Source organism: Rheinheimera sp. (assembly GCF_030690345.1).
GTDB lineage: Bacteria > Pseudomonadota > Gammaproteobacteria > Enterobacterales > Alteromonadaceae > Alishewanella.
Genome location: NZ_JAUYGV010000001.1, coordinates 780533 through 799676, shown reverse-complemented (window position 1 = coordinate 799676; position 19144 = coordinate 780533). Strand labels below are relative to the sequence as shown.

General features: G+C 51.0%; 18 protein-coding genes and 1 riboswitch. Of the genes, 10 read left to right on the top strand and 8 right to left on the bottom strand.

Annotation, left to right across the window (positions count from 1 at the left end; translation table 11 throughout):
* Position 1: 1 nt before the first annotated feature.
* Both ispA and xseB read right to left on the bottom strand, forming a co-directional pair.
* Positions 2–889, bottom strand: coding sequence for a (2E,6E)-farnesyl diphosphate synthase (ispA, locus tag Q8O77_RS03820; RefSeq protein ID WP_305551547.1), 888 nt, complete (start codon positions 887–889; stop codon positions 2–4).
* Position 890: 1 nt separating this feature from the next.
* Positions 891–1136 carry an exodeoxyribonuclease VII small subunit gene (xseB, locus tag Q8O77_RS03815; RefSeq protein WP_305551546.1) on the bottom strand — a complete coding sequence of 82 codons (246 nt, stop codon included), beginning with the start codon at positions 1134–1136 and terminating at the stop codon, positions 891–893.
* 199 nt (positions 1137–1335) lie between these two features.
* Here xseB and pomA point away from each other — a divergent pair, with 199 nt between their 5' ends.
* The 3 genes from pomA (at position 1336) to thiI (ending at position 4666) form a co-directional block, all read left to right on the top strand.
* Positions 1336–2103 carry a flagellar motor protein PomA gene (gene pomA, locus Q8O77_RS03810; protein ID WP_305551545.1) on the top strand — a complete coding sequence of 256 codons (768 nt, stop codon included), beginning with the start codon at positions 1336–1338 and terminating at the stop codon, positions 2101–2103.
* A gap of 3 nt (positions 2104–2106) precedes the next feature.
* A complete protein-coding gene (locus Q8O77_RS03805) occupies positions 2107–3072 on the top strand; it encodes a flagellar motor protein MotB (RefSeq protein WP_305551544.1) in 966 nt (321 codons plus the stop codon).
* A gap of 136 nt (positions 3073–3208) precedes the next feature.
* The gene (thiI, locus tag Q8O77_RS03800) at positions 3209–4666 is read left to right on the top strand and encodes a tRNA uracil 4-sulfurtransferase ThiI (protein WP_305551543.1); all 1458 of its coding nucleotides are present in this window, start codon (positions 3209–3211) and stop codon (positions 4664–4666) included.
* On the opposite strand, the gene Q8O77_RS03795 is transcribed toward thiI, so the two are convergent.
* Entirely contained in the window at positions 4654–5556 is a 903-nt protein-coding gene (locus tag Q8O77_RS03795) for a ketopantoate reductase family protein (RefSeq protein WP_305551542.1), read from the bottom strand. The two genes, thiI and Q8O77_RS03795, sit on opposite strands and share 13 nt — an antisense overlap.
* Positions 5523–5879 (bottom strand): VanZ family protein, encoded by a 357-nt coding sequence (locus tag Q8O77_RS03790; RefSeq protein ID WP_305551541.1) that lies wholly within the window; start codon positions 5877–5879, stop codon positions 5523–5525. The genes Q8O77_RS03795 and Q8O77_RS03790 overlap by 34 nt, the downstream gene beginning before the upstream one ends.
* A gap of 93 nt (positions 5880–5972) precedes the next feature.
* Here Q8O77_RS03790 and Q8O77_RS03785 point away from each other — a divergent pair, with 93 nt between their 5' ends.
* Positions 5973–6455, top strand: coding sequence for a YajQ family cyclic di-GMP-binding protein (locus tag Q8O77_RS03785; protein WP_305551540.1), 483 nt, complete (start codon positions 5973–5975; stop codon positions 6453–6455).
* An 82-nt stretch (positions 6456–6537) separates the two neighbouring features.
* A riboswitch (cobalamin riboswitch) is annotated at positions 6538–6724 on the top strand.
* A 36-nt stretch (positions 6725–6760) separates the two neighbouring features.
* The gene (locus Q8O77_RS03780; RefSeq protein WP_305551539.1) at positions 6761–8536 is read left to right on the top strand and encodes a TonB-dependent receptor domain-containing protein; all 1776 of its coding nucleotides are present in this window, start codon (positions 6761–6763) and stop codon (positions 8534–8536) included.
* Positions 8537–8596: 60 nt separating this feature from the next.
* Here Q8O77_RS03780 and Q8O77_RS03775 read toward each other — a convergent pair whose 3' ends face one another.
* On the bottom strand, positions 8597–9379 hold the full coding sequence (locus Q8O77_RS03775) for an ABC transporter substrate-binding protein (RefSeq protein WP_305551538.1): 783 nt from the start codon (positions 9377–9379) through the stop codon (positions 8597–8599).
* A gap of 48 nt (positions 9380–9427) precedes the next feature.
* Positions 9428–9964 carry a peptide-methionine (S)-S-oxide reductase MsrA gene (msrA, locus tag Q8O77_RS03770; protein ID WP_305551537.1) on the bottom strand — a complete coding sequence of 179 codons (537 nt, stop codon included), beginning with the start codon at positions 9962–9964 and terminating at the stop codon, positions 9428–9430.
* Positions 9965–10117: 153 nt separating this feature from the next.
* Between msrA and Q8O77_RS03765 the strand changes: the two genes are divergently transcribed.
* A complete protein-coding gene (locus tag Q8O77_RS03765; RefSeq protein ID WP_305551536.1) occupies positions 10118–11098 on the top strand; it encodes an NAD(P)/FAD-dependent oxidoreductase in 981 nt (326 codons plus the stop codon).
* Positions 11095–11823 carry an SDR family NAD(P)-dependent oxidoreductase gene (locus Q8O77_RS03760; protein WP_305551535.1) on the top strand — a complete coding sequence of 243 codons (729 nt, stop codon included), beginning with the start codon at positions 11095–11097 and terminating at the stop codon, positions 11821–11823. The genes Q8O77_RS03765 and Q8O77_RS03760 overlap by 4 nt, the downstream gene beginning before the upstream one ends.
* Before the next feature lie 56 nt (positions 11824–11879).
* On the opposite strand, the gene Q8O77_RS03755 is transcribed toward Q8O77_RS03760, so the two are convergent.
* Both Q8O77_RS03755 and Q8O77_RS03750 read right to left on the bottom strand, forming a co-directional pair.
* Positions 11880–15005, bottom strand: a complete 3126-nt coding sequence (locus Q8O77_RS03755) for an efflux RND transporter permease subunit (RefSeq protein WP_305551534.1) — start codon at positions 15003–15005, stop codon at positions 11880–11882.
* A 2-nt stretch (positions 15006–15007) separates the two neighbouring features.
* Entirely contained in the window at positions 15008–16060 is a 1053-nt protein-coding gene (locus Q8O77_RS03750; protein WP_305551533.1) for an efflux RND transporter periplasmic adaptor subunit, read from the bottom strand.
* A 212-nt stretch (positions 16061–16272) separates the two neighbouring features.
* Here Q8O77_RS03750 and Q8O77_RS03745 point away from each other — a divergent pair, with 212 nt between their 5' ends.
* The 3 genes from Q8O77_RS03745 (at position 16273) to Q8O77_RS03735 (ending at position 19096) form a co-directional block, all read left to right on the top strand.
* A complete protein-coding gene (locus tag Q8O77_RS03745; RefSeq protein WP_305551532.1) occupies positions 16273–16935 on the top strand; it encodes a DUF2982 domain-containing protein in 663 nt (220 codons plus the stop codon).
* A 59-nt stretch (positions 16936–16994) separates the two neighbouring features.
* Positions 16995–17330 (top strand): hypothetical protein, encoded by a 336-nt coding sequence (locus Q8O77_RS03740; protein WP_305551531.1) that lies wholly within the window; start codon positions 16995–16997, stop codon positions 17328–17330.
* A 107-nt stretch (positions 17331–17437) separates the two neighbouring features.
* On the top strand, positions 17438–19096 hold the full coding sequence (locus Q8O77_RS03735; protein WP_305551530.1) for a FapA family protein: 1659 nt from the start codon (positions 17438–17440) through the stop codon (positions 19094–19096).
* Positions 19097–19144: the final 48 nt, after the last annotated feature.

The window sequence follows — 19144 nt, the reverse complement described above, 5'->3', positions numbered from 1 at the left end:
GTTAAAACCTGCGTTCGATAATGTACTGCGCAAAAGCGCGTAATTCATCAGTGTTATACGGTAATACTGCCAGAGCGTTCAATGCATCCAGGTAAAGTTGTTGCGCTTTGGCTTTGGCGTTGTTCAGCCCAAGCAGCGCAGGGTAAGTTGATTTGTTCGCCCGGGTGTCAGACCCCTGAGGTTTCCCTAAGGTTGCGGTGTCACTTTCGATATCGAGAATATCATCCTGCACCTGAAACGCCAGCCCTAATGCACGGGCGAAGCTTAACAGCGCATCAAGCTCGGTCGTATCGCGTTTCGGGCTGCATAACCAGGCTAAGTGTACCGCGCTTTCAATCAGTGCGCCGGTTTTTAACCTGTGCATACGCTCCAATTGTGCCAAAGTGCTGCTTTGGTTAGTTTGGGCTAAATCTATCGCCTGGCCGCCACACATACCGCTGTAGCCGGCGGCTGCAGCCAGTTGTTGCACCATTTGCAGTATCTGAGCACTGCTAACTTGTTGATACGGGTGGCTGCTGATAAGCTCAAACGCCAGGGTTTGCAAGGCGTCGCCGGCCAGTATCGCGGTGGCTTCATCAAAGGCTTTGTGACAGGTGGGTTTGCCGCGGCGCAAGTCGTCATTATCCATCGCCGGTAAATCGTCGTGAATCAGCGAATAGCTGTGTATGGCCTCCAACGCGGCAGCCGGGCCATCCAAATCATTAAGATCAGCACCAAGCATAGTACCGCAGCTGTACACCAGAAAAGGCCGCACCCGCTTGCCGCCGAGCAGCAAACTGTAAGACATGGCCGCTAATAAACGACCATCAGTTTCATCTCGCTGTGCCAGTAACTGCTGTAAATGCTGCTCTACCCGCTGTTGGTACAGTGGCAAGTTTTGCGGTACCACCTTATTCTCCTGCGACAGGTTCAAACGGCAACAGGCTTTCCTGCTGTTGCTGCTGCATCAGGATCTGTACTTTTTGTTCGGCGGCCTGCAACAACTGTTGGCTTTGTCTGGCCAGGGTAATACCGCGTTCAAACTGCTGTAATGACTGATCAAGCGACAGTTCGCCTTGTTCCAGTTGCTGCACTATCTGCTCAAGTTCAGAAAGTGTTTGCTCAAACTGGCTGAGATCGGCTTTTTTCTTGCTCATACTACCCCCGGAAAAAGTGTGCGCAAAGGTACCTTAGCAGGCTATTATGGTCAATCACAAAGCGGATGGGAAAGGCTAAATTGATAATTTTACGCAATTTATACTCAATCATTCGGCGCTTTTGTCGATAAACAGCTATCGTCTAAGATAAACTGGCACAGATAGTCGGTATAGCAGTGGCTCAATTAAGGAGAAAACAGTGGATTTAGCTACCCTGGTTGGTATGTTGGGCGCAATTGGCTTTATTGTTATGGCGATGGTGTTAGGCAGTAGCGGCAATGTTGGTATGTTTGCTGACACCGTGTCGGTATTGATCGTTTTTGGCGGCTCCATCTTTGTGGTTATTTCCAAGTTCACGCTTAGCCAGTTTTTTGGTTCCGGTAAAGCTGCGGCCAAAGCTTTTATGTTTAAAATTGAAGCACCGGAAGAGTTAATTGAAAAAGCGGTGCAGCTGGCTGACTCGGCACGTAAAGGCGGTTTTTTAGCGCTGGAAGAAGCTGATATTCCCAATGCTTTTATGCAAAAGGGTGTAAATATGTTGGTAGATGGCCATGACGCTGATGTGGTGCGTGCCACTTTACTCAAAGATATCAGCCTGACTGAAAAACGCCATGAAACCGCCATTGCCATTTTTAAAAGCCTGGGTGATGTGGCACCGGCCATGGGCATGATAGGTACTTTGGTTGGTTTAGTGGCGATGTTATCGAATATGGACGACCCTAAAGCGATAGGACCGGCGATGGCGGTGGCGCTGTTAACCACCTTATACGGTGCCTTTATTGCCAACGTTATTGCCATACCGCTGGCCGACAAGTTGGCAATTCGGAACCAGCAGGAAAAACAGAACAATCAGCTTATTCTCGATGCCATCCTGGGTATTCAGGATGGCCAGAACCCGAAAGTTATAGAAGGCATACTGCGCAACTATTTAGCCCAGGGTAAACGTGAAGTGGTGCCGGCGGAGTAAGTTATGAGCGAGCAAGCAGAAGAAGAATGTAAATGTCCACCGCCTGGTCTACCGCAGTATATGGGCACTTTTGCCGACCTAATGGCACTGCTGATGTGCTTTTTCGTATTGCTGTTGGCGTTTTCCGAGATGGACGTGCTGAAATTTAAGCAAATTGCCGGCTCGATGAAATTTGCTTTTGGTGTGCAAAACAAAATTGAAGTAGAAGATATCCCCAAAGGCACCAGTGTGATTGCGATGGAGTTTCGCCCCGGCCGGCCGGACCCAACGCCGATTGAAACGCTGCAGCAGCAAACCATCGACATTACTCAGCAGGTTATCGAATTTCAGGCCGGCGAAGAGGACTCAGCCGGCGGGCGTCAGGAGCAGCGTGAGGATTTAAGCGGCGGCCAGTCGATCAGCAATGCTGAAGAAATTATGGATGGCGAGCAGGCCTCTGCTGAAGCCGAAGCTCAGGCGCAACAGGAACAAACCAACGAAATGGTAAAAAAGCTGGCCGAACAGCTGGAGCAACAAATTGTCGACGGTGCCATAGAGCTGGAATCCCTCGGGCAGCAAATTATTATCCGCATTCGCGAAAACGGCTCTTTTCCGTCCGGGTCATCATTTTTGCAACCGCGCTTTAAACCGATTATTCAGCGTATCGGTGGCTTGTTAAATGAGGTACCGGGCCAGATCACAGTAACCGGCCATACCGACGATATTCAGGTATCGGACGAGCTGCATAGCAACAACTGGGATTTATCGGCTAAACGGGCGGTATCGGTGGCGACAGAAATGGTTAAAGCCGATGGCTTTGACCGCACGCGTTTAGTGGTGGCGGGGCATGCCGACACCAAACCTTTGGTACCGAATGAAGATGAACTGAGCCGGCGGCGCAACCGCAGGGTAGAAATTGCCATTATGCAGGGTAAAGCGAAAGAGTCTGATCCTATCAGCCTTGAACCGCCAGCCGCGCCGCAAAGCTAGGTTGCGACAAAACCAGCCAGGCACAAAATCAGGCTGTGACAAAATTAGTTTGGCACAAAGCGCAGATTAGGTCTTTAGCTACAGATCCGCTATAATCTGCGCCACTTTTTTTCCTGCTTAACTATGCTGCTACCCGATGATTGAATTCCTTATCAAATTACACCCTGAAATCGCCATTAAAAGCAGATCAGTGCGTAAACGCCAAACCCTGTTGCTGGAACGTAACCTGAAAACGATCCTGCTGCAGGTAGACCCTACCGTAGTGGTTAATAACAACTTTGATCATCTTACTGTGCGCTGCGACAGCGATGATGAAGTGCTGCGCCAGCGCTTAATTGACCGGTTGGGGTGTATTCCGGGCGTGGTCGCTTTCGCTGAAATGCAATCCTCAGCCTTTAGCAGCCTGCATGATATTTTTGAACAGGTACTGGCGGTATATGCATCGCAGTTGGAGAATAAAACCTTTAGCGTAAGAGTGCGTCGCAGTGGCAGCCATGAATTCAGCTCCATCGAAGCTGAGCGCTACATTGGTGGTGGTTTAAACCAGCATGTTGCCAGCGCCAAAGTGCAACTGAAAAAGCCGGATTTGGTGGTAACGCTGGAAATTAAAAAAGAGCTGCTGATCATGGTGCGCAAGATGCACCAGGGCATGGGCGGTTTTCCGTTGCCTTCGCAGTCTGATGTGTTGTCATTAATCTCCGGCGGCTATGACTCTGCGGTAGCCAGCTACCTGATGATCCGCAAGGGCCTGCGCACCCATTATCTGTTTTTTAATCTGGGTGGCGCTGCACATGAAGCCGGCGTACGCGAGATGGCGTTTCTTATCTGGCAAAAATACAGCCTGTCGCACAAAGTAAAGTTTGTCAGTGTTAACTTTGCCCCAGTGGTGGATCAGATTTTAGAAACTATCGACAATGGCTTAATGGGCGTGGTGCTCAAGCGCATGATGATGCGCGCGGCCAGTGAAGTGGCCGACAGCCTCGGTATTAAAGCCATTGTTACCGGTGAAAGTATCGGCCAGGTATCGAGCCAAACTGTTACTAATTTGAATGTCATAGACCGTGTTACCGAAACACTGATCCTGCGGCCGCTGATTTATCAGGACAAGCAGGAAATTATTGATATGGCGCGTAAGATCGGCGCCGAAGATATTGCCAAAAGCATGCCGGAATATTGCGGTGTCATTTCAAAAAAACCAACAGTAAACGCTGTACTGGCGGAGGTGCTGGCCAACGAGCAGAAGTTTGATTTCAGCGTATTGCAACAGGCGGTGCAAACGGCGAAAGTGCTGGATATCCGCACTGTGGATTACCAGGCTGAGCAACAAGCTCATGTTGTCAGCGAGTTAGCGCAGCTACCGCCGGCTGCTGTGGTATTGGATATCCGTAGCCCGGAAGAAACTGAGCTGAAGCCGCTTACTGTGGCCGGGCATGAAGTAGTTGAAATGCCGTTCTTTCGTTTGGCGTCGCAGTTTGCCAACCTGGATCAGGGCAAACAATATTACTGTTACTGTGAGCGCGGTGTCATGAGCCGCTTGCAGGCGGTTGTCTTACAAGAACAGGGGTTTAGCAATGTGGCGGTTTACCGGCCATAACCTTGTTGCAGTTGCAGCAGCAGATGCAGCAACTGCGCATTATGCGGTACTGCAAGCTTAAAACGCGCCGCTTGCGCCACTATATAGCCGTTAATGGCCTCAATTTCAGTGCGCCGCTGATGCACTATATCCTGCTGCATAGATGAGAAATTTGCTGCTGTGCTTTGTATTACTGCATGTATTCTTTCCAGCGTAACCTCATAGTGCAGCGCATAGCCGGCTGCTGCGGCTACCTGACATACTTCGTGTAAAATAGCGCTGATATGTTGCTGATACTGCGGTTGCGCCAACTCGCCGTTGTGGCAATTATGCAGTGCCGTCAGCGGATTAATGACCGCATTGATTGCCAGCTTTTGCCACAAAAACGGCTGAATATCCTCTGTTAACGCAACCGGCCCCAGTGCGCAGTCCATCGCGGCGCTAACGGCACCGCTGTGAGCCTGTGCCGCGCGGTTAAGCGGCGCCAGTACACTTTGGCCCAAACCTGTGTGTAAAATGCTCTGAGCTTGTTTTAGTGCACCGTGGGTGGTGGTTAAAAACCATAACCCCTGTTGTGGCGCCAACAATGGCAGCACCTGTTCTATGTTGCCCATACCATTGTGACTCAGTACCAGTTGTGCATCGCTGGTTAAATGCGGCAGCAGTGTTGTTACGGCTTCCAATACCGCATAGCTTTTTACCGGCACTAATACCGCGCTAAGCGGCGGCACCGCCGGTAAAAATTGTAATGGTTGTTGCTGAAACTGAATATTGACAGGCGCAGGCTGGCGCAGCCACAGCCCGGGTTTATAGCCGGCCAGTTGTAACCGGCTGGCGGCCAGTAAACCAATGGCGCCGTGGCCAACTATGCTCCAGCTCAGCGCTGGCTGCGCGGACGTATTTGATGCCACAGGGCACGTATCAGGTAAAAGCACAACACGCCGCCGATATCTGCCAGCCAATCCCACCAATCGCCGTTACGGCGGGTAAAGTTGTGCTGGGCTAATTCCACTGCGCCACCATAAAGGCCCAAAAACAGAAATGCCGGCCAGGGGCTGAGTTTAAAACCCTTCCACAGTAGCGCCGTTAACAGCGTAAAAATGCCGAAATGGGCAATTTTGTCCATGTGGGCAAAACCGCCGCCAATACGGTGACCGCTAAGCTCAGCCAAAAAGCCGGCAGTAGCCAGCACAAAGCACAATACGCATACCCAACGATAAAAAACCTGAGACACAGCTACCCCCTGTCAGAAACGGCGCTCGGATTGTAGCAGTTTTCTGGTTATAATCACCAGCAGACAGAAAGGCTTATGCTAAGGAGACTTTTAATGCCCTCATTCGATATTGTGTCAGAAGTAGATCAGCAAGAAGTGCTGAATGCGGTGGAAAACGCTAACCGCGAATTAACCACCCGCTTTGATTTTCGCGGCGTGCAGGCAGAATTCAGCCTGAAAGAGAAAGTTATTACCATGAAAGCGGAGGCGGAGTTTCAGCTGCAGCAAATGCTGGAAATTTTTCTGGCCAAAGCGGTAAAGCGCGGCCTGGATGTACGCTCATTTAAAGAGGGCGATGTCGTGCATTCCGGTAAAACCTATAGCCTCAGTGTCAGCCTGTTGCAGGGCATTGAGCAGGATATGGCGAAAAAGCTGGTGAAGCTGATTAAAGATAACAAAATGAAAGTGCAGGCGGCCATTCAGGGTGACCAGGTGCGGGTAACCGGCAAGAAACGTGACGACTTGCAAGAAGCTATAGCGCTTATTCGTGGCGCAGAATTAGAACAAGCCTTTCAATACACCAACTTCCGCGACTAAATTGCGCGGCGCTTGGCTGTTTTAGCCATCCGGAGCGCTGTTGACTTTTTTATTCGCCACGCTAAACTGCACGCGGCTCCGACAGGGAGCCGCTTTTTCTGGTGCTGCAGTTAACTGCAGGTAAACGGGAATCTGGTGTAAATCCAGAGCTGCCCCCGCAACGGTAAACAACTGAGCTGCATTCATGGCCACTGTCGCAAGATGGGAAGGCGAATGCAGGCGCAAGCAGGTTGTCAGCCCGGAGACCGGCCGGAAAAATCCTTCAACCAGACTAAATGTGCGGCGGGCACGTTTTCGGAGCTTACATGTTTAAACCTGCTTTGGCGGCCGTATTGGTCGCATCCTGTTTTCCGGCTATCGCTGAGAACATCGAACATATCAGTATTTATGCTAATCGCACCGCCACGCCGCAACAGGACGTATTGGCCAGTGTGACGGTATTGGAGCGCGATGATATCGTCGCACGCCAGGCCAACGATTTGTCAGCCTTACTGGCACAACTGCCGGGTATTAACCTGGCCCGTAACGGTGGCCGCGGCCAGCTGAGTAGTATTTTTGTTCGCGGCGGAGAAACCAAGCACACTCTGGTGCTGATTGACGGCGTGCGCAGTGGCTCGGCTACTGCCGGGGCGAAATCATTGGCAATGTTGCCGCTTGAACTGATTGAACGTATTGAAGTGATCCGCGGCCCACGTGCTGCCTGGTACGGCTCAGATGCACTGGCTGGTGTTATCGCCATTACCACAAGACGTGCCGGTGCAGTTGAGTTAAATGCCAATGTTGGTAGTGATGGCCAGGCGGGAACTGATATCAGTTTAAGCCACACTGTGGATCAACTTACTGTGCGCGCCACCGCAGGTGCAAGCCGTGCTGACGGTTATAACGTGCAACCGGCACAAGATCCGGATCGGGATGGTTACAACCAGAAATTTATTAAAGTAGCGGCAGATTATCAAACCGGGCTGGGTTTATGGACAACGCAGGTTGATGTTAACTCCGGCTACTATGAGTTTGATACATCCTGGGGTACAGAAGATCAAGCCGATACATTAAACCGCACCTATTTATTGGGCTGGGGACATCAAATTGGTGCATGGCAGCATCAGGCTCAGCTTAGCCGCCAGCTGGATCGTGATGTCAGTTTCGGGCCTGTGTCCAGCAGCCCGTTTAATACCGAACGTGATGAATTCAACTATCAAACCACAACGGATCTTACCGACAATTTGGGAGTATTGTTGGGGGTTAACTGGTATCAGGAAGAAGTGGCAAAAGCCGCACCAAACTTTGAGCGTGACAGCCGTACTAACCGGGCTGTGTTTACCGGTGTTAGTTACCAGCTGAGTCAGTTAAAGCTTGAAGCTGCTGCGCGACAGGACAATGCAACTCAGTATGGCAGCAATAACACCTGGCAGCTTGCGGCTGGTTATCAGTTCAATGAGCACTGGGCACTGCGCGCAAGTCGTGGCTCAGCTTTTAAAGCACCAACGTTCAATGATTTATATTTCCCCGGCTCTAATAACCCGGATTTACTGCCGGAACACGCAGTTGCTGATGAACTGGCGCTGGATTTTACAACAGCGGATACACAAGTCAGTTTGGCATGGTTTAACCGCGACGTAACTAACCTTATTCAGTGGGTTATTGATAAACCGGAAAATATCGCCAAAGCTGGTATTGAAGGCATAGAGTTCAGTGTGGCTTATCAGTGGCAGCAGTGGTCACAAAGCTTTGCTTATACCTGGCTGGATGCGCGCGACAAATCGAGTGATACCCGGTTGTTGTTGCGTCCGGAAAACAGTATTAACTGGCGGGGTAGTTTCAGTGCGGATGATTGGTCTGCTTTTATCACTGCCGATTATCAAAGCCGAACCAGGCAGCCATTTGATTGGGCAACGGGTAGTAACTTTCCCGATGCCTCAGCCCATACTTTATGGGGTGTAGGCGCAAGTTATACGGTATCACCGGTATTAGTACTGCGAGCTAAAGTTGATAATCTGTTTGATAAAGACTATTACACCAACCATGGTTTTGCCGCGAAGGGTACCAACTTTGGTATCAGTGTCAGCTATACGCCGCAGTAACAACGGTAGTCGTTAAAAAAGCGTGCTGTGGCCAAGGTGCCCGGCGCGCTTTTTTTCCGTTTACATATCCGGATAGTGCAGATAGTCATAATAACGCTGCGGCTCTATAGTGCGGCCAAGCAGTTGCCATAATTGCTCTGCCAAAGCCGGATGGCGCTGATAAAACCCTTTACTGAACACCAGATAACCGGTGGTCTCATACAGCGGCGGGTATACCAATCGCAGCGGTTTACGCAGGCTTTGCCGATCTGCCCCGGCGACACCGTTTACCTTGCACAATGTGGTAGTGGCATCGACCCGACCGGACAACACCAGCTCTAAGGCTTGCTGCTGTGAATGGACCTGCACCACACTTATCCCTGCCGGATAATCCGGATTAGAGTGACCAAGCGGCCTGGATACCACCAAACCACCGTGCTGTTGGGTGATTTTATGTTGAATATCGTTATCTGCCCTATGTACCAGGCAAGTGGCATGGCGGCTCATTGCGCGGGCCGGATCCGGTTTGCCGTCTGCTGTCATCGGGTAAACTGCAAAATCGCTGCGCTGCGGCAAATAGGTAGCTACCAATGCATCTACTTCATTTTGCTCCAGTTTTTGCAGGCAGCGGCGCCAGGGAAAGCGGACAAAAGCCAACCTTATGTTGCCGGCCGCTGCCGCACTGGCTTGCAAATGTTCAATGGTCACGCCCGGCAAATAGGCCGCAGCATGGCCTTCGCCGGTGTAATAGGGCAACAGTTGCTTATCTTCATAGCAAAATGTCAGCGTTACATTGTGTTCTGCCCGCGGCATAAATGACAGCAGCGGGCCAAGGCAGAGCAGCAACACAATACGGTAAGTCATAGTATTCCCGTTTATTGCAAGGTGGCACAGCGCTTTGCCGCCGGTGCATCAGCGCTTTAGTAGTTCAGTATAGTGCTGTTTGAACTTTGCCATCTTTGGGGCGACAACCAGTTGGCAATAGCCTTGCTCCGGATGTTGTAAAAAATAACCCTGATGATACTCTTCTGCCAGGTAAAAAGCCGACACCGGGCTTAGCTCCGTTACTATGTCGGCGCTAAACACTTGTTTTGCGCTCAGCTCTGCCAGCATCTGCTGTGCGTTTTGTTGTTGCTGCGCGTTGTGATAAAAAATTACCGAGCGGTACTGTGTGCCGACATCGTTACCCTGGCGGTTTAACTGGGTTGGGTCGTGCAGGCTGAAAAACACCAGACACAGCTGCTGATAGCTGACAATGCTGTCATCAAATTCTACCTGTACCACTTCGGCATGGCCGGTATCACCGTCACAGACACGGCGGTAATTGGCACTGTCGGCACTGCCGCCCATATAGCCGCTTAATGCCTGAATAACGCCGTTAAGCTGGTTCATAGCCGCTTCCAAACACCAAAAACAGCCGGCACCAAAGGTTGCAGTTTGTATCGCCATTGTGTTTCTCCGCTGGTAAAACATTGAATGTATCTTAATCGTCGCAGATGCACCAGTATCCATAGCTGTAGCAGATGATGCGATGAAGCGGGCTGATCCTGTACCCGGGCTGCAGCGTAAACAGGCGGTAAAACATTAAACAGGACTTTTATTGTGACGATAGCCATTATCGGGGCCGGTATTGCCGGAGCAGCTTGCGCGCATGAACTGGTGCGGCTGGGTAAGCAAGTAGTAGTGTTTGATAAAGGTCGTGCTGCCGGCGGGCGCATGAGCAGCAAACGCACAGCGACCGGCTATCTGGATTTGGGCGCGCAATATTTTACTGCCCGCAGCCAGGTGTTTAACCAGCAGTGTCAGCAGTGGCTGGCAGATAATGTTATTGCCCGCTGGCATGGCGAAACAGCACGGTATGACCAGGGCCGCTTGATAGCTTCGCCGGATAATACAGTACGTTATATTGGTGTGCCGTCGATGCAGGCACCGGTGCAACGTTTATTGGCCGGCATTGAGCTGCAAAGCAATTGCCGTATCGACAGTATTCGCTTTGATGGCGTTAACTGGCAGTTGTACAGTGGCGATACGCAGCTGGGCAGTTTTCAGCAGCTTATTCTGGCATTGCCGCAGCAACAGGCGGCGCAGTTACTGGCGCCTTGTTCAGCGCAGCTGTCACTGCTTGCAGCATTATTTAGCCAACCGGCCTTGTTGCCGTGTTGGGCGGTAGACCTTGAGCTGACGCAAGCCGCTGCGCTGGCTTTTTCGGCAATCTTTGTAAAAGACGACCCTACATTAAGCTGGCTGGCGCGGCAATCAACAAAGCCCGGACGCGCCGCGGGCGAGCACTGGCTGGTGCACTTTAATGCTGCTTTTTCCGCACAACATCTGGAAGCACAGCCAGAGCAGATAGCACCGCTTGCAGCGGCAGAGCTGCAACGTATATTGGGCCGGGCCATAGCGGTAAAAGCCTCGGTATGCCATCGCTGGCGCTATGCGCAGCAGGCTGAGGATGTTGCTGTAACGGGTTTTGTTTATCAGCCCGAAGCTGCGCTCGGGCTTTGTGGTGACTGGCTCAATGGCGGTCGGGTAGAAAATGCCTTTTTAAGTGGCAGGCAGCTGGCTGCGGCGGTAGCAGTATGAACGCGGCCACAGTAGTAATTGGCGCCGGCAGTGGTATTGGCCAGGCGCTGGTACAGCATTATTTGCAACAAGGCAGCACAGTGTATGCGTTTAGCCGCAAGGCTGCACCACCTGCACTAGACGCTGATAAGTTGCATTGGTATCGCGACAGCGCAGCTGATAGCGCAGCAGACACAGAGCGCAGAGCCGCGCTGTTGGCGCAGATTTTCAGCCAGGCTGTCAGTTATGTATTTATCTGCAACGGGGTGTTGCATGACGACAGTGCAATGCCGGAGAAAACCATCCGCCAGCTCGATACACAGGTATTGCTGACACGCCTGCATACTAATGTTGCAGTACCTGCGATGTACCTGCAGCAGTTATTTCCTTATTTGTGTAAAAGCCCGGCGGTGCGCGTACTGGTGCTAAGCGCTAAAGTCGGCAGTATCAGCGACAACCGCCTCGGCGGTTGGTACAGTTACCGGATCAGTAAGGCTGCGCTGAATATGCTGGTAAAAAATGTCAGCATTGAAGTAGGGCGGTTAAACAAAACCGCAGCTGTGGTAAGTGTACACCCTGGCACGACTGATACCGACTTGTCACAACCGTTTCAACAAAATTTGCCCCACGGGCAGCTGCAAAGCCCGGCAGCAACTGCGCAGCGCCTGGCGCAGGTAGCTGCAGCTCTGCAACCGCAGCAAAGCGGCGCTTTGTTGAATTGGGATGGCGCGGTGTTACCGTTTTAACTGCGGCGAAATAATAAAGACGCCGGGAGGCGCCTTTATTTACCCAGAGAGCTACATCAGCTCGGATGCACTTCATCAGCGGCGTGTTCGTCCGGCGCTTCGTTTTCCAGCCTATGCAGTTTTTGCTCTAAGCGCTTGGGTGAGCCGGTATTGCGCGCTATTACCATGTAAGTTACCGGGACCACGTAGATAGTCATCAGGGTAGCCAGCGCTACTCCGGAGAAAATCACCATACCGATCACCATCCGGCTTTCTGAGCCCGGGCCGGTAGCCACTATCAGCGGTATACTGCTCATTGCGGTGGTAAAGGCCGTCATCACAATCGGCCGCAAGCGCTGGGTGGCGGCTTGCTGGATTGCTGTACTGAATTCCACTCCGGCGTCGCGTAACTGGTTAGCAAATTCCACGATTAAAATACCGTTTTTCGCCACCAGGCCAATCAGCATTACCAGGCCAATCTGGCTGTAAATATTCAGTGTCATGCCACTGAAATACAAGCCCGATAACGCACCCACCAAACCCAGCGGTACTGTGATCAGGATCACCAGCGGGTGAATAAAGCTTTCAAACTGGGCGGCCAGCACCAGGTAAGTGATCAGTAACGCCAGAATAAACACCATCAGCGTGGAGCTGCCGCTTTCCTGAAACAGCAGCGATTCACCTTTATAATCAATACCGACCGTGTCCTGAATTTCCGTTTTAACGATATTTTCCAGGTACTCCAGCGCTTCACCCAAGCTGTAACCCGGTGCCATACTGGCGGTCAGTGTAATGCTGCGCATCCGGTTGTAGCGGTTTAAACTGGACGAGGTTGCCTCTTCACGCAGGGTAACTAAGTTATCCAGCGGGATTAGCTCGCCGGAAGTCTCTGAGCGCAAATACACATTGGTAATGCTGCCGGGCTGGGCGAAGTCTTCATCCAAACCCTCCAGAATCACGTCGTATTCTTTACCGCGGTCAAGGAAAGTCGTTACCCGCCGCCCGCCCAGCATGGCTTCCAGTGAGCGGCCAATAGCACCAACTGATACGCCCAGATCGCCGGCCCGCTCGGTGTTAATTTCCACCAACACCTGGGGTACTGTCTCTTTGTAATCGTGATCCAGCATCAGAATGTTCGGATTTTCTGCCGCCTTGTTGATCACAATATCACGCCAGCGCGCCAGTTCTTCGTAGGTATTACCCTGCAAAACAAACTGAATCGGCCGGCCGCCGCCACCGCCGCCGCCCAGGCCGCTGCGCATAAAGGTAAAGGCGCGTACGTCGGGAATTTCATTCAGCTTTTTGCCCACTTCACCCATTAGTTCTTCGGTACGGCGTTTACCGTTATGCCAGTTTTCTGTACCTACAATGGCAACGCCACCGCTGTTACCCCAACCGGGCACCCGTACCAGCAGGCGGTTAAACTCGCCCTGTTGATAATAGGGCATCAGTACATCTTCAATCAGACGCATATTGCGGCTGTTGCTGGTGTAGCTGGCGCCTTCTGCCGGGCTCATCATAACGAAAAAGGTGCCGCGATCTTCTACCGGTGCCAGCTCTGAGGGCAGCAGTTTTATCAACATATAACTGGCAACAAAACATAACGACACCACGATCATCACCGGCCAGCGGGTGGCGCAAACTACCTCCAGTTGCCGGCGGTAAGCTGCTTCCAGCTTATGAAAGGCAGCATGTAACCATAGTCCCAGCTTACTCTCGCGTTTTTGGTGGGTGAGTAATTTGCTGCACAGCATAGGAGATAATGTCAGCGCCGTGACGCTGGAAAAGGCTACTGCGGCGGAGATAGCCAGCGCAAATTCAGTAAACAGTTTGCCCAGTTGTCCCTGCATAAACACCAGCGGTACGAACACCGAAATTAATACCAGAGTGGTAGCGACCACTGCAAAGCCTACTTCGCGCGCACCGCGGTATGATGCCACTAACGGATGCTCGCCCAGCTCAATGCGGCGGTAGATGTTTTCCAGCACGACGATAGAGTCATCTACTACCAAACCAATAGCCAGAACCATGGCCAGCAAGGTAAGCAGGTTAACGGAGAAATCCAGCGCAAACAGCACGGTAACAGCTGCTACCAATGCTACCGGCACCGTTACCGCCGGAATAAAAGTAGCGCGGATATTACCTAAGAATAAAAAGATAACCACGACCACCAGCACCATGGCAATGCCCAGGGTGTTGTACACTTCTTTAATGGATTCAGCGATGAACAGCGAAGAGTCGTAACCTGGTTCAATAGTAGTGCCGTCCGGCAGGGTGGCCTTAATCCGTTCCATTTCAGCGCGGGCATTACGCACTACCTCCAGCGTATTGGCTTTTGACTGCTTAATAATACCGATACCCAGCAGGTTTTTACCGTCACCACGGAACTCGCTTTCCTCGTTTTCGGCGGTTAACAGTACATCGGCCACTTCGCCCAAGCGCACCAGGTAATTGTTATCGCCGCGTTTAATTACCAGGCGGCGAAAGTCTTGCTGAGTTTTATAAGTGCGTACCACGCGCACGGTAAAGTCGCGTTCTGTCGACTTAATATTACCCGCCGGCAGCTCAACGTTCTCTGCGCGCAGCACCGCTTCAATATCCTGCACGGTGACGCCGCGTGATGCCATGGCATCACGGTCCAGCCAAATCCGCATGGCATAATCACGGGAACCGCCTAACTGCAGACGGGCCACACCGTCGACCACAGAGAAACGCTCAACAATGTAGCGGTCAGCATAGTCGGTCAGCTCCAGCGAGGTCATGGTTTCGCTGTTTAACACAAACCAGGCAATGGTGTCTTCATCATCACTGGCTTTAGACACTTCCGGCGGATCAGCCTGATCCGGCAAGTTATTCAGCGCCCGTGATACGCGGTCGCGCACATCGTTAGCGGCTGAATCAATATCACGCTCTACATTAAACTCAATTGAAATATTAGAGCGGCCGTTGCGGCTGGTAGAGTTAATATTTTTAATGCCTTCGACGCCACTGATGCGGTCTTCCAGCAACTGGGTAATTTTTGACTCGACAATCTCCGCCGAAGCACCCGGGTAATTGGTACCGATACTGACAATAGGCGTATCAATATCGGGGTATTCGCGCAGCGGCAGCATGCTAAAGCAAACAATACCAAACACGATAAGCAACAGGTTAACAACCGTAGCAAAAACCGGCCGCTTAACCGAGGTATCAGATAGCCACATAATTAGCCTCCGACACGGTTAATGGTGACACCGGAGCGCAGTTTCTGAATACCTTCTACTACCACTTCGTCGCCTTCTTTCAGCCCGGTGAGAATTTCCACCCAGCCCGGCTCGCGCTGGCCGATGGTTACTTCCACCTGTGATACGGTGTTGTTATCGCCAACCAGATAGACAAATTGCTTTTGCTGCTGCGGTACCAGGGCTTTTTCTGAGATTTGCATGGCCACGCGGTTGTCCAACTCAAGTTTGACATTCAGCAGCATGCCTGGACGCAGGCGCACATCTTTATTTTCCAGGGAACCATGCACTGTTACCGTGCGGGTAACCGGATCCAGCCGGGTGTCAATGGCGCTAACCTTGCCGTTAAAACTGATATTGCCGTACGCGGCATTGGTTACGGTAAGTGGCATACCCGGCTTGATATCCGCCAAATAGTGTTCCGCTACGCTAAAGGCGACGCGCAGGGTGTTTAAATCGTCCAGGGTAGTGATAACAGTGCCGCTATTGATATAAGCGCCTTCGCTTACCTGGCGTAAGCCAAGATAACCGGCAAAGGGCGCGCTGATGGTCATTTGCGCCAGCTGTGCTTTGGCACTGTTTAACTGGGCCAGGGTGGTATTAACCCGGGTAATTTGTTCATCCAGCAGCGATTGCGCGGTTGCCTGGGTGTTAGCCAGATTTTTTAACCGGTCCAGCTGGCGTTTTTGCTCTGACAGAATGCCTTCCAGCTCTGTTACTCTGGCGCGTTCATCAACATCTTGTAATTTGGCAATAACCTCGCCGCGCTGCACCGCTTTGCCTTCACGAACGTTGAGCTCGGTAATAAAGTCGCTGGTTGGCGAGATTAACTGAATAGACTGGTTGGCAATACCGGTACCCAGCGAGTTTACGCTGCGGATCATCGGCTTGGTTTCCACTTTGGCTGTACTGACCGCCACGGCGGCTGCTGCGCGCCGGTTGTCAGTTTGTTGTGCCGGTAACCAGTACAAATAACCGATAAACACCAATAGAGCGATTAAAATCACCCAAATTAATTTTGAATGTAATTTTGCCACAGTAACCCCGTGTAACACCTGATAATAATTTCTGCCTTATTGTATGGAAGAAACACCCTGTTAGATTCCCTGTTATCGCAGTAGCGGCGGTGTTGGTCGATTCGCAGCCGTCACTTTACGCCGATAGCGGCACAATTTAGTAGCAAAACGCTGAACTATTGTGCAAAGCGTGCCATCATAAACAGTATCGACCCGCCAGGAGTATAGATCAGATGCAAGCGGTGAAAATTCAGGGCCAGGCCAGCCGCGGCGGCGCAAAACTGATGCTGTTCAGTACGCTTGGTTTATTTGTATTGCTGCTGAGTTTGATGTGGGTGCAACAGCTTGCTGTAATGCATGCCATTGCCTTTGTTGTGGCCTTGCTGGGCATGTTTGCCGGCTGGGCCAAGCTGGCTGAACCACAGTATTTTCTGCAGTACGATGATAAGGCTGTACGCTACTGTCATCGGAACGGTAGCTGGAGCCTGCCGTGGCACAGTTTTTTATATAGCGGAGTACCGCAGTACCAACAACAGCGCCTTGGCTATATTGGTTTTAAAGTAACAGATTACGATAGTTTTTTGGCGCAGTTACCGCTGCGGTTGGCGGTACGGCTTATGACCGAGCAACGGGCACTGTACATAGAAGCAGTACGGCAAAGCTGCAGCAACGGGCAATGTGCCGGCGAATTACTGGCAGAAAACAGCCATTTTCGCACGGCAGAGCAACAATATAACGGTATTAAAGCTGCGTTTGCCTGGCGCATGCAGCGTTTATCTGCAGCTACAGGCTTCGATGTTTTTGTGCCGGTAAACTTTGACGAAAGCGATAGCGAACATTTGTGTCGGCAGATTAATCAGGCCAGACTACAATTAATACAAAATACAGTCACCTAGACACTCCGGGCTGTCTGTATCATAATATTGGCATTATCGGATATTACGTAGGCTAGTGAATGAATAATTACGAAAAACCTTATTTGGTTAGTGGTCGTAACACACTGATACACAAAAACAAAAAGCTGGATTTAGTGTTGGTAAATGACGACGATGATCCTGCGGTCATCGTGACACGGCATGGCGTTAAAATTTTTACCGAGAGCGTACCGGCCAATCGTGGTGAAGCCAAAGATCGCTATATGGAAGTGGTGGACATCTCCAGCTCGGATGTATTTAGCGAAGTGAAAACGTTACTGTTTATCCAGGCAATCAATAATAAAGAATATAAAGTTGATTACAGTAAAAAAGGTACAGATTTGTTTATCCGTATCCATCAGGAAAACTATATCTGATATTTCCGGCAGTAATAGCCCTGCAACACTAAACAGGGCTTGCCTTTAGGGCGGTTATTTGTTTCATTAGTTGAGCTTTCTTGCAGTAATCAAAAGTGTGATGCCTTATGCAATTTACCGAGCACAACAATAGTATAAAAATAACCGTGCCTGTCACCTCAGACGCGTTAAGCGCCCATGACGTAGCAACTCAACTGCAGGCTGCCGGTTTTGGCCGCTGCCTGGTTATTCAGGATCAAATAACTAATCTGCTGGTGGAATATCAGCAAATTCAAAAGAAAATTAAAGATAAACTGCAGCCGGAAGGCACTACGCTCACTTATCGTATAGCTGAGAAGCGTGATGCTGAGCTCAGCTTTGATATTGCAGAAGACGCTATGTCTGCTGCTGCAGTTATAACGGCCGCCTGGGGCGGAGCGCCGGTGTCTGCTAATGTGCTGGTTAAAGGCGCGCAGGAAGCCGGCATAGTATTTGGCTTTAGCAAAGAACACATTATTAAATTGGTAACTCATGCCAGTAAAGGTGACCCGGGCAGTAAGGTAAAGCTGGTGATTGCCCGCGGTCGTAATGTGGTCAATGGTGAGAATTCCCGCTTTGAGGCGTTAATTCCTGATATGGAAAGCCGGCGCAATAAACCGCTGTTACAATCCGAAGAAAAAGCCGATTTGCGCGATTTTGGTGTAATCCCTGCTATCCGTGCCGGTGAGCCGTTAATGCGCCGTCATCCGCCCACTGCCGGTGTCGATGGCATGACAGTAACCGGCACTGCCTTACCGGCCACGCCAGGCCAGAGTATTGAATGGAATTTGGCCGAGGGCAGTGAGTTATCTGCTACCGATCCGGATTTATTGCAAGCTGCGCGTGATGGCTTACCCCGCGTAATAGAACACGGTGCTACGGTTGATGAAGTCTTTACCGTAAAGAACGTTGATTTAGCCACCGGACATATTATTTTTCGCGGCTCTGTGGTGGTAAACGGCGATGTAACCGAAGGCATGAAAGTAATAGCCGGCGGCAATGTGTTCGTTAAAGGCTTTGTTGAAGGCACGCTGATAGAAGCCGGTGGTGATATTAAAATTGGTGGCTCTGTTATCGGCCATCAACTGCCAACGGCAGAAAAAGACAGCGAATACAGCACAGAGCTTAGAGCTAAAGGCGATATTCAGTGCAACCTGGCGCAATATGCCCGGCTGGCCTGCGACGGCAACGTGTATGTGAATAAACAGATGATGCACTGTGCTGTGGCTGCCGCCAAGGTGTATGCCGGGCCGGAGGATAACCCGAACGGTAAACTAATCGGCGGTTATTTTTATCTTGATTACGGTATCTTTACCGGCAATCTGGGCGCCCCTTCCAGCAGCAATGTACTGGTTGAGCTAAACCGGTTAATTGATCCTATAGCCGAGAAGCAAGACATATTGCGTGCCAGTATATCGGCCGCCAAAACGGACATGCAGGATATTCGCGAGCAGTTGGAAAAGCTGAAAAAAATTGAAGGTAATGCCCAAATTGAGCTGCGCCGGCAACAGCTACAAGACGATTTTGATGAACATAAAAGTGTTGCGTTGGCGTTGATTGAAGACGTGAAGCAACTGGAGCAGCAACGTAAAGAAAAACTGGCGGCTACGCAGATAGTGGTACGTCAGCAACTGTTTTCTGCGGTAGAAGTGCACTTTGGTAAAGACTTGATCCGCAGCCGACGCGAATATGGCCCGTCTAAGGTATTGCTGGTTGATGGTAGCCCGGCGATTGAACCTTTCTTCTAACGTTGTTTCGATAGTTTGCAGCTTAGTTGCGGCATGGCGCAGTGCCTT

Bases quoted from the DNA above. Each gene is read 5' to 3' on its own strand.
- xseB (WP_305551546.1), bottom strand. From the start codon at position 1,136: ATGAGCAAGAAAAAAGCCGATCTCAGCCAGTTTGAGCAAACACTTTCT.
- Q8O77_RS03805 (WP_305551544.1), top strand. From the start codon at position 2,107: ATGAGCGAGCAAGCAGAAGAAGAATGTAAATGTCCACCGCCTGGTCTA.
- thiI (WP_305551543.1), top strand. From the start codon at position 3,209: ATGATTGAATTCCTTATCAAATTACACCCTGAAATCGCCATTAAAAGC.
- Q8O77_RS03785 (WP_305551540.1), top strand. From the start codon at position 5,973: ATGCCCTCATTCGATATTGTGTCAGAAGTAGATCAGCAAGAAGTGCTG.
- Q8O77_RS03780 (WP_305551539.1), top strand. From the start codon at position 6,761: ATGTTTAAACCTGCTTTGGCGGCCGTATTGGTCGCATCCTGTTTTCCG.
- Q8O77_RS03775 (WP_305551538.1), bottom strand. From the start codon at position 9,379: ATGACTTACCGTATTGTGTTGCTGCTCTGCCTTGGCCCGCTGCTGTCA.
- msrA (WP_305551537.1), bottom strand. From the start codon at position 9,964: ATGGCGATACAAACTGCAACCTTTGGTGCCGGCTGTTTTTGGTGTTTG.
- Q8O77_RS03760 (WP_305551535.1), top strand. From the start codon at position 11,095: ATGAACGCGGCCACAGTAGTAATTGGCGCCGGCAGTGGTATTGGCCAG.
- Q8O77_RS03755 (WP_305551534.1), bottom strand. From the start codon at position 15,005: ATGTGGCTATCTGATACCTCGGTTAAGCGGCCGGTTTTTGCTACGGTT.
- Q8O77_RS03745 (WP_305551532.1), top strand. From the start codon at position 16,273: ATGCAAGCGGTGAAAATTCAGGGCCAGGCCAGCCGCGGCGGCGCAAAA.
- Q8O77_RS03740 (WP_305551531.1), top strand. From the start codon at position 16,995: ATGAATAATTACGAAAAACCTTATTTGGTTAGTGGTCGTAACACACTG.
- Q8O77_RS03735 (WP_305551530.1), top strand. From the start codon at position 17,438: ATGCAATTTACCGAGCACAACAATAGTATAAAAATAACCGTGCCTGTC.